The sequence below is a fragment of the Dietzia sp. DQ11-38-2 genome, from assembly GCF_014145055.1.
Classification (GTDB): Bacteria; Actinomycetota; Actinomycetes; order Mycobacteriales; family Mycobacteriaceae; genus Dietzia.
Genome location: NZ_JAALDW010000061.1, coordinates 1 through 14930 on the forward strand (window position 1 = coordinate 1; position 14930 = coordinate 14930).

Below are 14930 nucleotides of genomic sequence, written 5' to 3' on the forward strand. Positions count from 1 at the left end.
AGCGCAACCGCGGTGGTGGCGGTGGCCGTCCGCAGGAGGGCGAGACCGAGGTGCGGGACGACGACGTCCTCCAACCGGTCGCGGGCATCCTCGACGTCCTGGACAACTACGCGTTCGTCCGTACCTCGGGCTACCTCGCGGGGTCGAACGACGTCTACGTCTCGATGAACATGATCCGCAAGTACGGTCTGCGTCGCGGCGATGCGATCACGGGCGCGGTCAAGATGCCGCGGGACGGTCAGGGTGACGCCCAGAACGACGGGTCCGGCGGCGGCCAGGGCGGGGGTCGCGGCGGCGGTCAGGGTGGGAAGAACAGGGCGAAGTTCAACCCGCTGGCCAGGATCGACTCGGTCAACGGGGGTCCCCCGGAAGACGCGCGCAATCGCCCGGAGTTCGGCAAGCTCACGCCGCTCTACCCCAACCAGCGTCTGCGTCTCGAGACCGAGAAGAACGTCCTCTCGACCCGGGTCATCGATCTGATCATGCCCATCGGCAAGGGCCAGCGGGCGCTCATCGTCTCCCCGCCCAAGGCGGGCAAGACCACGATCCTGCAGAACATCGCCAACTCGATCGCCATCAACAACCCCGAGTGTCATCTCATGGTCGTGCTCGTCGACGAGCGACCCGAGGAGGTGACCGATATGCAGCGTTCGGTCAACGGCGAGGTCATCGCCTCGACCTTCGACCGCCCGCCGTCGGATCACACCCAGGTCGCGGAGCTCGCGATAGAACGCGCCAAGCGACTTGTGGAGATGGGCCAGGACGTCGTGGTCCTCCTCGATTCCATCACCCGGTTGGGTCGCGCCTACAACAACTCCTCTCCCGCCTCGGGTCGCATCCTGTCCGGCGGTGTCGACTCCACCGCGCTCTACCCGCCCAAGCGGTTCCTGGGAGCGGCACGCAACATCGAGAACGGTGGCTCCCTCACCATCATCTCCACCGCGATGGTCGAGACGGGGTCCGCCGGTGACACGGTGATCTTCGAGGAGTTCAAGGGCACCGGTAACGCGGAACTCAAGCTGGACCGGCGCATCGCTGAGCGGCGCGTCTTCCCCGCGGTCGACGTGGGGCCCTCGGGCACCCGCAAGGAGGAGCTCCTGATGACGCCGGAGGAGGCCGGTGTCATGCACAAGCTGCGGAGGGTGCTGTCGGGCCTCGACTCGCATCAGGCGATCGACCTGCTGATGTCGCAGCTGCGCAAGACCAACACCAACTACGAATTCCTCCTGCAGGTGGCAAAGACGACTCCGACCCTGCCGCAGGACGAGGAGTGACGCAGGCCCCGGGGCGTTCGCCGTCCTCCATCGACGATGTCCTCTCGGAGTACGGGGGTCTCGAGGCGCAGCTGTCCGACCCCGCGCTCCACGAGGACCCGGTGGCCGCGCGCAGGGTGGGCAAACGATTCGCCGAGCTGACTCCCGTGGTGCAGTGCCACCGGGCTCTGGAGTCCACCCGGGGCGACCTGGCCGCCGCGCGTGAGCTGGCCGGCGAAGACTCGTCGTTCGCCGAGGAGGCCGATCGGTTGGCGGCGGAGGTGACGAGACTGGAGTCGCGGTTGGCCGACCTGTTGGCACCGCGAGACCCCCACGACGGGGATGACGTGCTCATGGAGATCAAGTCCGGTGAGGGCGGGGAGGAGTCGGCGCTGTTCGCGGCGGACCTCGCCCGTATGTACACGCGTTACGCGGAGAAGCACGGCTGGGTGGTCGAGGTGCTCGGGGTGACCGAGTCCGATCTGGGCGGGTACAAGGACGCCTCGTTCTCGATCAGGTCTCGTCAACCCTCGAGGGACGGTGTGTGGTCCCGCCTGAAGTTCGAGGGCGGCGTGCACCGCGTCCAACGGGTGCCGGTCACCGAGTCGCAGGGCCGGGTCCACACGTCGGCCGCAGGGGTGCTCGTCTTCCCCGAGCCCGAGGACGTGGGGCCGGTCGAGATCGACGAGTCGGACCTAAGGATCGACGTGTACCGCTCGTCGGGCAAGGGCGGCCAGGGGGTCAACACCACCGATTCGGCGGTACGGGTCACGCACCTGCCCACCGGGACGGTCGTCACGTGTCAGAACGAACGTAGTCAACTGCAGAACAAGCAGCGCGCACTGGAGGTGCTCGCCGCCCGGCTCCAGGCCGCCGCCGAGGAGGCCGCGAGCGCTGAGGCCTCGGAGGGGCGGTCCACCCAGATCCGCACCGTCGACCGGTCGGAACGCATTCGTACCTACAACTTCCCCGAGAACCGGATCGCCGATCACCGGGTCGGGTTCAAGGCGCACAATCTCGACGCCGTGCTCGACGGTGACCTCGACGCGGTCCTCGACGCACTGGCGGTCGAGGACCGCCGCAGACGCATGGAAGACGCCTAGGCGGTGCAGTCGCGCCCCGTGCCGGCGACCGCGGTCGTGAGGTCGGCCGCGCATGACCTGCGGGCCGCCGGTGTCGACTCCGCCGTCGTGGAGGCGCAGCTGATCTGCGCGCATGTCCTCGGGATAGACCGCTCCGCGCTTCCACTGGCCGACGCGGTGGACGCCTCCCGGCTCGCGGAGATCAACCGGATGATCGCTGCCCGCATCGCCGATCGCACTCCGATCCAGTACCTCCTCGGGCGGGCCGTGTCGGGCCGTCTGGATCTCGCGGTCGGGCCCGGTGTCTTCATCCCCAGGCCCGAGACCGAGCTGCTCGTGGAGGACACGCTGGCCGCGCTCCCCGCATCGGGCGACGGACCGGGCCCGATCGTCGTGGACCTCTGTGCCGGTAGCGGAACGCTCGCCCTCGAGATCGCCCATGCCCGACCCGATGCCCGGGTCCACGCCGTGGAACTGCACGAGCCGGCGCTGGCGTGGCTGCGGCGCAACGCCGTCGAGCGGGAAGCCGCGGGGGACACTCCACTCGTGGTGCACTCCGGGGACGCGACGGACCCCGGCATCCTGGCGGAACTGCGGGGTCGGGTCGACGCGGTGGTGTCCAACCCGCCGTACATCCCGCGTACCGACGAACTCCCTGCGGAGGTCCTCGGGCACGAACCGGCGACCGCGCTGTTCGGCGGAGTCGACGGTCTCGCCGTCATCGCGCCGCTCGTCGGTGTCGCGGCCGCGCTCCTGGCACCGGGGGGTCACCTCGCGGTGGAGCACGACGAGGAGACCGGCGCCGCCGTCGCGGCGGTGGTCGAGGCGCAGGGACGCTTCGGTACCGTGGAACAGCACACCGACCTCGCCGGACGTCCGCGGTTCGTCACCGCGACCAGACTCGGCGATCGTGACGACGACGACGAGCTCGATCCGACAGTCCGGAAGGGGACCACCCGGTGACCATCACCTATGACTGCACCGAGGACACCGGTCGAGAGGTCGGCCTCAGTTCCGCGGCCGCTGCACTGCGTGCCGGTCGGCTCGTCGTGACGCCCACGGACACCCTCTACGGCATCGCGGCCGACGCCTTCGATCCCGATGCGGTCACCCTTCTGCTCTCCGCCAAGCGGCGCGGACCGGACATGCCCGTGCCCGTCCTGGTGGGCTCCTGGGAGACCATCGACGGCCTGGTCGTGAGCACGCCGGCGACGGCACGGGACCTCATCCGGGCGTTCTGGCCCGGCGGACTGAGCCTGATCGTGCACCAGGCACCGTCCCTCAACTGGAACCTGGGACACACCCAGGGCACCGTGATGCTCCGGATGCCGCTGCATCCCGTCGCGATCGAGTTGCTCCGCGAGGTCGGGCCGCTCGCCGTCTCCAGCGCCAACGTCTCCGGGCAGCCCCCGGCGACCACGGTCGCCGAGGCTCGCGACCAGCTGGGCGACTCGGTCGCCGTCTATCTGGATGGCGGTCCGTGCTCGGTCGGCCAGCCCTCGACGATCGTCGACCTCACGGGACCGTCGCCCCGGATCGTCCGGGAGGGGGCCGTGAGCGCAGAGCGCGTCGGGGAGGTCCTGAACACCGACGCCGCGTCTCTGCGCGGCTGACCGGGGTGATCTGAGCGTGGGCATAGGGGTTCCGTTCCGCGAGCTCCTGCTCATCGCGGTCACGGCGGGCCTGGTCACGTTCGCCGTCACAGGTCTGGTCAGAGGAGTCGCACCAGCGATCGGGGGACTGGCCTACCCCCGCGACAGGGACGTGCACGTGGTGCCGACGCCCCGCCTCGGCGGGGTCGGCATCTTCACCGGAATGCTGGTCGCCGTCTACCTGTCCGCGCAGCTCCCCGCTCTCAACCGGGCGTTCCCGCCGTTCGCCCCGGACGTCGAGGCGACGATCATCGCGGGCGGGGTGATCGTGCTGGTGGGCATCGTCGACGACATCCTCGGCCTCGGTGCTGTCACGAAACTCGCAGGTCAAGCGGCGGCGGCGGGCGTCCTGGTGGCCATGGGCGTGTCCTGGAACCTGGTGTACATCCCGTTCGGGGACGGCAACATCCTGGTCCTGGATCAGCTCCAGGCGGGGCTGCTCACCGTGGTCTTCACGCTGGCCATCGTCAACGCGATGAACTTCGTCGACGGTCTGGACGGCCTCGCCGCCGGGCTCGGTGCCATCGCGGCCACCGCGATCTGCGTGTTCTCCGTCGGGATCATGCTCGACCAGGGAGGCACGGTCGGGGCGTACCCCCCGGCCCTCGTCACGGCGGTCCTCGCCGGGGCGTTGCTGGGCTTCCTGCCGCACAACTTCCAACCGGCGCGGATCTTCATGGGTGATTCGGGGTCGATGCTGATCGGCCTGGTCCTCGCCGCGGCCTCCACCAGCGCGTCAGGGAAGATCTCCCAGAGCCTGTACGGGCCACAGGAGATGATCGTCCTGCTCTCGCCGATGATCGTCGTCGCGGCGGCGATGTTCGTCCCGATGCTCGACCTCGTGATGGCGGTGGTCCGTCGGGTGGGCGCCGGCCGCAGCCCCTTCGCCCCGGACAAGATGCATCTCCATCACCGTCTGCTGGATCTGGGTCACTCCCATCGGCGGGTCGCGCTCGTGATCTACGCGTGGGTCTCGCTCATCGCGTTCGGTGCCGTCGGCGCGACCATGCTCCCGACCGAGGTGATCGTCCCGCTCGCCGCCGCCGGGCTCATCTCGGTCCTGGCCGCCACCCTGGTCCCGAGGTTGAGGAGTGCGCGGGGCGAACGCGGAACCGTCGAACCAGGGGGCTCGGGTTAGGCTGCTGGTCATGACGGACACTCCCGCGACACCCGCGCAGCCCGCCGACAGTCCCCACACCGCAGGTCTCCGCAAGGCGGTCCGATTCGGCGCCCTGGCGCTGGCCGTCCTCGCCGTGGTCGGTGCCGCGGTGTGGACCGCGATCGACGGGACCCCTGGGCTGTGGGGCGCGCTGATGGGAGCCGCCGTGGGCGGTGCGTTCGTGCTCACCACGGCGATCGTGGTCATCGCCACGGCGCACTCGGCTCCGCAGACGACCGCGGCCGTCGTCCTGGGGACCTGGCTGGTCAAACTCCTCGCGGCGATGGGTATCGTCGCCGCGCTCTCGAGGTTCGATTTCTACTCGCGCCCCGCCTTCGCGGTCACGGTCATCGCCGCGCTCATCGTGGTGCTGGCGGTGGAGACGGGGGCCATCCTCAAGACCCGTGCGCCCTACGTGGAGCCCGCCGCCACCTGACGGGTCCCCCTGTGTCCCCGTGCCGAGACCAGGATGTTATTCTCATCGACGGTGAGACGAGCACGTCACCGGGCTGCTTCGCGGCCCGAGGCGTTCGCGCTGAATCCCAATACGGCCGCGATCATCGGGCCACTCGTACCGAACGCGCTCGGGCGCACGTCGCCCAACACGACCAGGGGAGAACACACTGAGTACCACGCTTCTGGCCTTCAAGGGCGAGTTTCATCCCCCGAACATCGACTATGAGTTCTTCCCCTCCCAGCAGTGGTTGACCGGTTTCGCCGGTGACGCGTTCGTCCTGGACCGGCTCATGATCATTCGGCTGCTCATGACGGTGGTCCTGCTGGGCTTCTTCATGATCGCCATGCGGAACCCCAAGCTGGTCCCGCGCGGGGTCCAGAACTTCGCCGAGATCTGCCTGGACTTCGTCCGGGTCCACATCGCGGAGGAGATCCTGGGCAAGGAGCAGGGGCGCCGTTTCCTGCCGGTCATCGCGACCATCTTCTTCGCGGTCTTCGCGATGAACCTCCCGACGATCATCCCGGGCCTCAACATCTCGCCCAACGCCAGGATCGGCTTCCCGCTGATGCTCGCCGTCCTGGGCTACGTGACCTTCATCTACGCGGGGTCCAAGAGGTACGGCTTCGCCAAGTTCATCAAGGCGAGTGTGGTGATCCCGGGGCTTCCCCCGGCGCTGCACATCCTGGTGGTGCCGATCGAGTTGGTGTCGACGTTCATCCTCCGCCCGGCCACGCTGACCATTCGTCTCATGGCCAACATGCTGGCGGGGCACCTGATCATCGTCCTGCTGTTCAGTGCCACGAACTTCTTCTTCTGGCAGTTGAACGGCTGGTCGCTGCTGGCGGTGGGCACCTCGGTGCTCTCGGTCGCCTTCACGCTGTTCAAGCTGCTGGTCCTCTTCCTCCAGGCCTACATCTTCGCGCTGCTGGTCTCGGTGTACATCGATCTCGCACTCCACGCGGAGAGCCACTAGACCCCGGGCCCCCGGGCCCGGCACGACCATCCCGTCTACCCGACACATCACGTCCGACCGGTGCGGAGAAGCCCGCACCGGCCATCTGAAAGGGAACTCCCATGGACATCGTCACTCTCGCCCAGGCCACCGAGCAGACCGTCAGCGGCTACGGTGCGATCGGCTACGGCCTCGCCGCCATCGGCCCCGGCATCGGCATCGGCATCCTCGTCGGCAAGACCGTCGAGGGCATGGCCCGCCAGCCCGAGATGGCCGGCACCCTCCGTACCACGATGTTCCTCGGCATCGCCTTCACCGAGGCGCTCGCCCTGATCGGTATCGTCGCCGGCTTCCTGTTCTGATCGACGACCACCGACCTCGTAGGGACGCACCATGAACAACGTCATCGCCATCTTGGCGGCCGAGGGTGGAGAATCACTCCCCCTGGAGGACAGCCCCAACCCGCTGCTTCCTCCGCTGTATGACATCGTCTGGTCGCTCATCCCGCTCGCCGTCATCCTGTGGCTCTTCTGGAAGTTCATCCTCCCGAAGTTCCAGCAGGTCCTCGACGAGCGCTCCGAGCGCATCGAAGGCGGTCTGCGTCGTGCCGAGCAGACCCAGGCCGAGGCGAAGGAAGAGCTGGCCAAATACAAGGCCCAACTCGCCGAGGCGCGCAGCGAAGCGGCCAAGATCCGCGACGACGCGCGCGCGCAGGGTCAGCAGATCCTCGCGGACATGAAGTCGGAGGCGCAGGCGGAGAGCGACCGCATCATCGCCTCCGGTGAGCAGCAGCTCGCCGCTCAGCGGCAGCAGATCATCGCCGAGCTCCGCAGCGACCTGGGTCGTCAGTCCGTGGACCTCGCCGAGCGGCTGATGGGTGAGCAGCTGTCGGATCCGGTCCGGCGCTCGGGCACCATCGATCGCTTTCTGGCGGACCTCGACCGGATCCCCGGCGCGGGCAGGAACTAAGGGAAGTGGAGCCGATGCACGCAGCGAGTCGCGAAGCGCTCGACCAGACCCGGAGCACACTGGAGCAGACCCTGGCGGCGAACCCGTCCGGGGGAGCGACCGGAGCGAAGGTGGGCCAGGAACTCTTCGAGGTCGTGGGCGTCCTCGAGGACAACCGTGCCCTCCGGGTGTCCGTCGCCGACACCGCGGCCCCGGTGGAGGCCCGACAGGACCTGGTCCGTGGGGTGTTCGGGTGGAAGGTCGACCAGGCGACCCTGGACCTTCTCCTCGCTGCGGTGTCCCAGGACTGGTCCACCCCTCGCGAGCTGCGGGAGGGTCTGGTCCTCCTCGGCCGGGAGGCGCTCCTGCGCTCGGCCGACCAGCAGGGCCAGCTCCAGACCGTCGAGGACGAGCTGTTCAGGCTCGGGCGGATCGTCGCCGGGGATCCCCAGTTCGAGCAGCTCCTGGCCGATCGGACCGCCGACGTGGGAGCCAGGCGCGGCCTGCTCGCCGAGGTGCTGTACGGCAAGGTCACGGCGGTGACCGAGGCTCTGGCCTCCCAGGCGGTGGCTCGGCCGTCGGGTATGCCCGCGGACGACATCATGGCGGTCTCGGTGCAGGCCGCGGAGTTGCGCGGCCGGTCCGTCGCCGTGGTGACCAGCGCGGAGCCGCTGACCGGACAGCAGTCGGATGATCTCCGGGCCCGACTGGCGTCGTTGTACGGGCGGGAGATCGCCATCCACAACGATGTCGACCAGTCCCTTCTGGGCGGCGTCGTCGTCCGGGTCGGAGACGAGATCATCGACGGTAGCGTGGCAGGACGGCTCGACGCCATGCGTCGGTCCCTCCGCTGACCTGCCGGGCCGGCACAAGACGAGCTGCGACTCGGCCGTGTTCCAGCGGTAGTGGCTCACGTAAACACCCATAAAGCACATCCCGACTTTGAGAGCAGGAATGACATGGCGGAGTTGACGATCTCCTCCGAAGAGATCCGCAGCGCGATTGCGAACTACACCTCGACCGTTTCGACCGACGCGACGAAGGAGGAGGTCGGCGTCGTCGTCGACACCGGTGACGGCATCGCGCACATCAGCGGCCTCCCCTCGGCGATGGCCAACGAGCTGCTGGAGTTCCCCGGCGGGATCCTCGGTGTCGCACTGAACCTCGAGGACCGGGAGATCGGCGCGGTCATCCTCGGCAACTTCGACGAGATCGCCCAGGGCCAGGAGGTGCGCCGCACCGGGGACGTCCTCTCCGTCCCCGTCGGCGACGGCTTCCTCGGCCGTGTGGTCAACCCGCTCGGCAAGCCCATCGACGGCCGCGGCGAGATCGAGTCCGCGGGCACCCGCGCACTCGAGCTCCAGGCGCCGTCGGTCCTGGAGCGTCAGCCCGTCGAGGAGCCGATGCAGACCGGCATCAAGGCCATCGACGCCATGACCCCCATCGGCCGCGGACAGCGTCAGCTGATCATCGGCGACCGCAAGACCGGCAAGACCGCGGTCTGCATCGACGCGATCCTCAACCAGAAGGCCAACTGGGAGTCGGGCGACAAGACCAAGCAGCTGCGCTGCATCTACGTCGCGATCGGCCAGAAGGGCTCGACCATCGCGGGCGTCAAGGCGACGCTCGAGGAGCACGGCGCGATGGAGTACACCACCATCGTCGCGGCCCCCGCCTCCGACTCCGCCGGCTTCAAGTGGCTCGCCCCCTTCACCGGGTCGGCCATCGGCCAGCACTGGATGTACGAGGGTGCGCACGTCCTGGTCGTGTTCGACGACCTGTCCAAGCAGGCCGACGCCTACCGCGCGATCTCGTTGCTGCTGCGCCGCCCGCCGGGCCGCGAGGCTTACCCGGGTGACGTCTTCTACCTGCACTCGCGGCTGCTCGAGCGCTGCGCCAAGCTCTCCGACGACATGGGCGGGGGCTCGCTGACCGGCCTGCCGATCATCGAGACCAAGGCCAACGACGTCTCCGCGTTCATCCCGACCAACGTCATCTCCATCACCGACGGCCAGGTCTTCCTCGAGTCGGACCTGTTCAACCGCGGTGTGCGCCCCGCCGTCAACGTCGGTATCTCCGTCTCCCGCGTCGGCGGCGCCGCCCAGACCAAGGGCATGAAGAAGGTCTCCGGGTCCCTGCGTCTCGACCTGGCCGCGTACCGCGACCTCGAGTCGTTCGCGACCTTCGCCTCCGACCTCGACGCCGCGTCCAAGGCGCAGCTCGAGCGCGGTCAGCGTCTGGTCGAGATCCTCAAGCAGGACCAGAACTCCCCGGTGGCGGTCGAGGACCAGATCGTCTCGATCTACCTCGCCGGCGAGGGCTTCTACGACACGGTCCCCGTCGAGGACGTCCGTCGGTTCGAGGGCGAGCTGCTCGAGAGCCTGCGGCACTCCGCGGCCGACGTCTACAGCCAGATCGACGGCGGCGCCGCTCTCTCCGACGAGTCAAAGGCGACACTCGAGGCCAAGACCAACGAGTTCAAGGAGGGCTTCGTCGCCTCCGACGGTTCCCGCGTGGTCAACGAGCCCGAGGCCGAGGCGCTCTCGGAGGACGAGATCGATCGTGAGACCCTCACGGTCACCAAGAAGAAGAAGGCCTGAGGCCTCGAGATGACAGCCATCCGATTCAAGGCCGAGAGGAGAGTGATCTGAAGTAATGGCGAACATGCGTGAACTGCGCGACCGGATCAAGTCCGTCAACTCGACCAAGAAGATCACCAAGGCCCAGGAGCTGATCGCCACCTCGCAGATCTCCAAGGCCCAGGCGAGGGTCGAGGCCGCTCAGCCCTTCGCCGATCAGATCACCGCCATCCTGACCGATCTCGCCAGCGCGTCGTCGGTCCAGCACAGGATGCTCAACGAGCCGGAGGACGCCACGCGCTCGGCCGTGCTGGTGGTGACGTCGGACCGCGGGATGTGTGGTGGGTACAACCACAACGTCCTCAAGGAGGCCGCCGAACTCATCGCGTTCCTCGAGGAGTCCGGCCGCGAGGTCGACATCTACGTGCTGGGCAACAAGGGCATCGTGTACTACACGTTCCGCGAGATCGAACTGGCGGGATCGTGGCACGGGCACTCCCAGAAGCCCGACTACCAGGAGGCCCGTCCGGCCTTCCAGCTCCTGTCCGCCGCGTTCGCGGCCGGGGGAGAGGCGACGTTCGACGCGACGGAGTTCCTCGGCAGCGACTACACCGGCGACACCACCCGCAAGGGCGTCGACGAGGTCCACATCGTCTACACCCAGTTCAAGTCCATGCTCACGCAGACGCCGCGTGCGAGGCGTCTGGCCCCGATCGAGACCCGTGTCGAGGTCGAGGAGCTGGATCTGGGCGAGGACATGCTCGACACGTCCAAGACGGACTTCAAGCCCGAAGTCACGTTCGAGCCCGACGCGGATACCCTCCTCGACAACCTCCTCCCGAGGTACATGTCGACGCGGGCGTTCGCATCGCTGCTCGAGTCGGCGGCATCGGAATCGGCCGCGCGACGCACGGCCATGAAGTCCGCGACGGACAACGCGACCGAACTGGTGGAAGGCCTGAGCCGCGAGGCCAACCAGGCCCGCCAGGCACAGATCACCCAGGAAATCAGCGAGATTGTCGGTGGCGCTGGTGCGCTCGCCGCTAGCGCAGGAAGTGACTAAGCAATGACCACAGCTGTTACCGATCAGAGCGCGACGGGCACGGCCGGTCTCACCGGTCGGGTCGCCCGCGTCCTGGGCGCGGTCGTCGACGTGGAGTTCCCGCGCGGCGCCCTCCCGGCCCTCTTCAACGCCCTGACCACCGAGATCACCCTGGAGGCCGTGGCCAAGACGGTGACCTTCGAGGTCGCCCAGCATCTCGGCGACAACATGGTCCGCTGCATCTCCATGCAGTCGACCGACGGACTCGTCCGTGGCGCGGAGGTCGTCGACTCGGGTAAGCCGATCTCGGTCCCCGTGGGCGACGTCGTCAAGGGCCACGTCTTCAACGCCCTCGGCGACTGCCTCGACGCGCCCGGCACCGGCCGTGACGGTGAGCAGTGGGGTATCCACCGCGAGCCGCCCGCCTTCGACCAGCTCGAGGGCAAGACCGAGATCCTCGAGACCGGCGTGAAGGTCATCGACCTCCTCACCCCGTACGTCAAGGGTGGCAAGATCGGCCTGTTCGGTGGTGCCGGCGTCGGCAAGACCGTGCTGATCCAGGAGATGATCACCCGTATCGCCCGCGAGTTCTCCGGCACCTCCGTGTTCGCCGGCGTCGGTGAGCGCACCCGTGAGGGCACCGACCTCTTCCTCGAGATGGAGGAGATGGGCGTCCTGCAGGACACCGCGTTGGTGTTCGGCCAGATGGACGAGCCGCCGGGGACGCGTATGCGCGTCGCACTCTCGGCGCTGACCATGGCCGAGTACTTCCGCGACGTCCAGGGGCAGGACGTCTTGTTGTTCGTGGACAACATCTTCCGCTTCACGCAGGCCGGTTCCGAGGTCTCGACCCTGCTCGGTCGCATGCCGTCCGCCGTCGGTTACCAGCCGACCCTCGCGGACGAGATGGGCATGCTGCAGGAGCGGATCACCTCGACGCGTGGCCGTTCGATCACCTCGCTGCAGGCGATCTACGTCCCCGCCGACGACTACACCGACCCCGCTCCGGCGACCACGTTCGCCCACCTCGACGCGACCACCGAGCTCTCCCGCTCGATCGCCTCGAAGGGCATCTACCCGGCCGTCGACCCGCTCACCTCGACCTCCCGCATCCTGGAGCCGGGCATCGTGGGGGAGGAGCACTACCGGGTGGCTCAGAACGTCATCCAGATCCTGCAGAAGTACAAGGAGCTCCAGGACATCATCGCCATCCTCGGCATGGACGAGCTCTCCGAGGAGGACAAGGTCACCGTTCAGCGGGCCCGTCGCCTCGAGCGCTTCCTCGGCCAGAACTTCCTGGTCGCGGAGAAGTTCACCGGGCAGGTCGGTTCGGTCGTCCCGCTGTCGGACACCATCGAGGCGTTCGACAAGCTGTGCAAGGGCGAGCTGGACCATCTCCCGGAGCAGGCGTTCAACGGTATCGGCGGTCTGGACGACGTCGAGGCGGCCGCCAAGAAGCTCTCGGGGAAGTGACCGCTGACCATGGCTGACATCGAGGTCGAGTTCGTCACGGTCGAGCAACGCTTCTGGTCCGGCACCGCCACCATGGTGGTCGCCAAGACCACCGAGGGCGAGATCGGTATCCAGTCCGGGCACGAGCCGCTGCTCGGCGAGCTGGATGCCGGCGGCACCGTGACGGTCTACACGGACGAGGGCAAGAAGGTCGCCGCGGTGCAGGGCGGGTTCCTCTCCGTGACGGCGAACAAGGTCAGCATCCTCGGCGAGACCGCGGAGTGGGCGGAGTCCATCGACCGGGCCGAGGCCGAGCGCGCACTGTCCGAGGCCGGGGATGACCAGCAGGCTGCCGCCGCCGCGCGCGGTCGTCTCCGGGCGGTCGAGAAGGCCGGCAGCTAGCTGTACGATTCGGTCCTCCCGTGACCTGACGGCCGCGGCCACCGGAAGGGGTTGGGTAGATGGCGATTCCCGGGATCATTCTCGGTGTCGTCGTCCTGCTCGTCCTCGCCCCGGTGGCCGCGGCCGTGGTGTATCGCCTGGTGGTCGTCCGCAGGAATGCCACCTCGGTCCTCGTCAGGAGGGCCGGTGAGGAGTCCTGGCGCCACGGCGCCGTGAGGTATTCCGATACCGATCTGGCCTTCTACCGGTTGGTCAGCGTGAGGTTCGGCGCGGACGTGCGGCTGGACCGGCGGAGCCTCGAGTTGGGCCCCCGGCGACAACCGACCGGCCACGAACTCGATATCGCGGAGTCGGGTGAGGTGATCGTGTCCTTCTCCGGTCACGACCGCAGGCGCGGGATCAGAGAAGGCGAACTCTGTGTGGGTCCGGCCGAGCTGACCGCGTTGTTGGCGTGGGTGGAGGCCTGCTCCACCGACCAGATCCGCTCCCCGGACCGCCGACGGCGGTGACGGTCCCGAGGACCGCGCTCGGCGACGACCGTCCGGGGGTCGTCCCGCACAATCCCGATCTGAGGAGGATCCGTGCGTCTCGTCGTCGCCACATGTCAGGTCGACTACGTCGGCCGTCTGACGGCTCATCTCCCCATGGCGCCCAGGCTGCTGTTGCTCAAGGCGGACGGGTCCGTCAGCGTGCACGCCGACGACCGCGCGTACAAACCCCTCAACTGGATGACGCCACCCTGCTGGCTCGTCGAGCAGGAGCATCCGGAGGATCCTGCGCACCTGCTCTGGGTGGTGGAGAACAAGGCCGGTGAACAGCTGCGGATCACGCTCTCCGAGGTCCACCACGACTCCCGTCACGAGCTGGGTATGGATCCCGGCCTGGTCAAGGACGGGGTCGAGGCCCATCTCCAGGAACTGCTGGCCGAGCACCTGGAGACTCTCGGCCCCGGATACACCCTGGTCCGCCGCGAGTACATGACGGCGATCGGGCCGGTCGACATCCTCGGACGGGACGCCGATGGCGTGACCGTGGCGGTCGAGATCAAACGCCGCGGTGAGATCGACGGCGTCGAACAGCTCACGCGCTATCTGGAACTGCTCAACCGGGACCCGTTGTTGTCCCCGGTGAGAGGGGTGTTCGCGGCGCAGGTGATCAAGCCGCAGGCCAGGACCCTGGCCGAGGACCGGGGTATCCGCTGCGTGACGCTCGACTACGACTCGCTCCGAGGCATCGAGTCGACGGACCTCCGGCTGTTCTGAGGTGAGGGGGCCAGGTGCCGAGACGTCACAGACGCGCGGGGACTGATCGTCCCGCGCCCCGGAGGGACGGCCTCGGGGGCGCCGCACTGGAATCCGGCCCGTCGGGGGATCCGGACGACTACCACGTCCGGCGTGTGCCCGGCTCGCGAGCCGGGAAGCACTATCGCTGTCCGGGATGTGATCAGGTCATCACCGCGGGTTCCCCGCATGTGGTCGCGTGGCCAGACAGACCGGGCGGCGAGGACGACCGGCGCCACTGGCACAGCGGATGCTGGTCCGGGAGGGCGAACCGCGGCCTCACCCGTCGGTGGAGCTGAGCCGACGATCGTCACGCCGCGACTCGTCGAGAAGGGGATCGGCGGGCAGGGGCGGAATGTCCTCGAGGCGGCCGGGGATGGGTTCCAGCCGGGCTCGGATCGTCGCGAGATCGGCGACGATCTGCTCGCGAAGCGACGTCAGCTGCTCGACGTGGGCACGCGCCTTCGAGACGAGAGCCGCCGCCTCGGAGGCGGCCCGGTCGATCGTCCCGCGAGACTGCTCCTCGGCCTCCCGCCGGACGGCCTCCGCGGCGGCCTCCGACGCCTCCCGTCGGTTCCGGTCCTCGAGCAGGGACCGCGTCCTCCTCGCGTCGGAGGCGATGCGGTGATCCTCGTCGATCAGATCGCGACGGCGGGCGGCCTCGAGGTCGAG

The 14930-nt window shown here is 68.4% G+C and carries 17 protein-coding genes and 1 pseudogene; 17 read left to right on the forward strand and 1 reads right to left on the reverse strand.

Annotated features, from left to right (window positions below; all coding sequences use genetic code 11):
- From rho to G6026_RS17080, 17 genes are all read left to right on the forward strand, one after another.
- Positions 1-1274, forward strand: a 1274-nt coding sequence (rho, locus tag G6026_RS02645) for a transcription termination factor Rho (RefSeq protein ID WP_182612192.1), incomplete at its 5' end; no start/stop codon positions are given.
- On the forward strand, positions 1271-2356 hold the full coding sequence (prfA, locus tag G6026_RS02650; protein ID WP_107756722.1) for a peptide chain release factor 1: 1086 nt from the start codon (positions 1271-1273) through the stop codon (positions 2354-2356). The genes rho and prfA, both read left to right, overlap by 4 nt.
- A gap of 18 nt (positions 2357-2374) precedes the next feature.
- Positions 2375-3298, forward strand: coding sequence for a peptide chain release factor N(5)-glutamine methyltransferase (prmC, locus tag G6026_RS02655; protein ID WP_182612193.1), 924 nt, complete (start codon positions 2375-2377; stop codon positions 3296-3298).
- Complete coding sequence (locus G6026_RS02660; protein WP_107756721.1) at positions 3295-3948, forward strand: L-threonylcarbamoyladenylate synthase; 654 nt, start codon at positions 3295-3297, stop codon at positions 3946-3948. The genes prmC and G6026_RS02660 overlap by 4 nt, the downstream gene beginning before the upstream one ends.
- Positions 3949-3964: 16 nt before the next feature.
- Positions 3965-5125: an MraY family glycosyltransferase gene (locus tag G6026_RS02665; protein WP_107756720.1), complete on the forward strand. Its 1161-nt coding sequence runs from the start codon at positions 3965-3967 to the stop codon at positions 5123-5125.
- A 10-nt stretch (positions 5126-5135) separates the two neighbouring features.
- Entirely contained in the window at positions 5136-5582 is a 447-nt protein-coding gene (locus tag G6026_RS02670) for a hypothetical protein (protein ID WP_107758122.1), read from the forward strand.
- A 268-nt stretch (positions 5583-5850) separates the two neighbouring features.
- Entirely contained in the window at positions 5851-6576 is a 726-nt protein-coding gene (atpB, locus tag G6026_RS02675; protein WP_228549202.1) for a F0F1 ATP synthase subunit A, read from the forward strand.
- Between the two features lie 101 nt (positions 6577-6677).
- Positions 6678-6917, forward strand: a complete 240-nt coding sequence (locus G6026_RS02680; protein ID WP_107756718.1) for an ATP synthase F0 subunit C — start codon at positions 6678-6680, stop codon at positions 6915-6917.
- A 31-nt stretch (positions 6918-6948) separates the two neighbouring features.
- Positions 6949-7524, forward strand: coding sequence for a F0F1 ATP synthase subunit B (locus G6026_RS02685; protein ID WP_107756717.1), 576 nt, complete (start codon positions 6949-6951; stop codon positions 7522-7524).
- A gap of 14 nt (positions 7525-7538) precedes the next feature.
- Positions 7539-8357: a F0F1 ATP synthase subunit delta gene (locus tag G6026_RS02690; RefSeq protein WP_107758121.1), complete on the forward strand. Its 819-nt coding sequence runs from the start codon at positions 7539-7541 to the stop codon at positions 8355-8357.
- 105 nt (positions 8358-8462) lie between these two features.
- Positions 8463-10103: a F0F1 ATP synthase subunit alpha gene (atpA, locus tag G6026_RS02695; RefSeq protein WP_107756716.1), complete on the forward strand. Its 1641-nt coding sequence runs from the start codon at positions 8463-8465 to the stop codon at positions 10101-10103.
- 55 nt (positions 10104-10158) lie between these two features.
- Entirely contained in the window at positions 10159-11145 is a 987-nt protein-coding gene (locus tag G6026_RS02700; protein WP_095718300.1) for a F0F1 ATP synthase subunit gamma, read from the forward strand.
- A gap of 3 nt (positions 11146-11148) precedes the next feature.
- Complete coding sequence (atpD, locus tag G6026_RS02705) at positions 11149-12597, forward strand: F0F1 ATP synthase subunit beta (RefSeq protein ID WP_182612194.1); 1449 nt, start codon at positions 11149-11151, stop codon at positions 12595-12597.
- Between the two features lie 9 nt (positions 12598-12606).
- Positions 12607-12978, forward strand: coding sequence for a F0F1 ATP synthase subunit epsilon (locus tag G6026_RS02710; RefSeq protein ID WP_095718299.1), 372 nt, complete (start codon positions 12607-12609; stop codon positions 12976-12978).
- Positions 12979-13037: 59 nt separating this feature from the next.
- Positions 13038-13487 (forward strand): DUF2550 family protein, encoded by a 450-nt coding sequence (locus G6026_RS02715; protein ID WP_107756715.1) that lies wholly within the window; start codon positions 13038-13040, stop codon positions 13485-13487.
- Positions 13488-13559: 72 nt separating this feature from the next.
- Positions 13560-14240: an endonuclease NucS gene (nucS, locus tag G6026_RS02720; protein WP_107756714.1), complete on the forward strand. Its 681-nt coding sequence runs from the start codon at positions 13560-13562 to the stop codon at positions 14238-14240.
- A 14-nt stretch (positions 14241-14254) separates the two neighbouring features.
- The gene (locus tag G6026_RS17080) at positions 14255-14557 is read left to right on the forward strand and encodes an ATP/GTP-binding protein (RefSeq protein ID WP_309230139.1); all 303 of its coding nucleotides are present in this window, start codon (positions 14255-14257) and stop codon (positions 14555-14557) included.
- Here G6026_RS17080 and G6026_RS02725 read toward each other — a convergent pair.
- Positions 14538-14930: pseudogene (locus G6026_RS02725) on the reverse strand (hypothetical protein); the annotation flags it as partial. The gene G6026_RS17080 and the pseudogene G6026_RS02725 sit on opposite strands and share 20 nt — an antisense overlap.

Coding starts and splice junctions, on each gene's coding strand:
- G6026_RS02710 (WP_095718299.1), top strand. CDS start 12,607: ATGGCTGACATCGAGGTCGAGTTCGTCACGGTCGAGCAACGCTTCTGG.
- G6026_RS02680 (WP_107756718.1), top strand. CDS start 6,678: ATGGACATCGTCACTCTCGCCCAGGCCACCGAGCAGACCGTCAGCGGC.
- G6026_RS02685 (WP_107756717.1), top strand. CDS start 6,949: ATGAACAACGTCATCGCCATCTTGGCGGCCGAGGGTGGAGAATCACTC.
- G6026_RS02700 (WP_095718300.1), top strand. CDS start 10,159: ATGGCGAACATGCGTGAACTGCGCGACCGGATCAAGTCCGTCAACTCG.
- G6026_RS02670 (WP_107758122.1), top strand. CDS start 5,136: ATGACGGACACTCCCGCGACACCCGCGCAGCCCGCCGACAGTCCCCAC.
- atpA (WP_107756716.1), top strand. CDS start 8,463: ATGGCGGAGTTGACGATCTCCTCCGAAGAGATCCGCAGCGCGATTGCG.
- atpD (WP_182612194.1), top strand. CDS start 11,149: ATGACCACAGCTGTTACCGATCAGAGCGCGACGGGCACGGCCGGTCTC.
- G6026_RS02690 (WP_107758121.1), top strand. CDS start 7,539: ATGCACGCAGCGAGTCGCGAAGCGCTCGACCAGACCCGGAGCACACTG.
- G6026_RS02715 (WP_107756715.1), top strand. CDS start 13,038: ATGGCGATTCCCGGGATCATTCTCGGTGTCGTCGTCCTGCTCGTCCTC.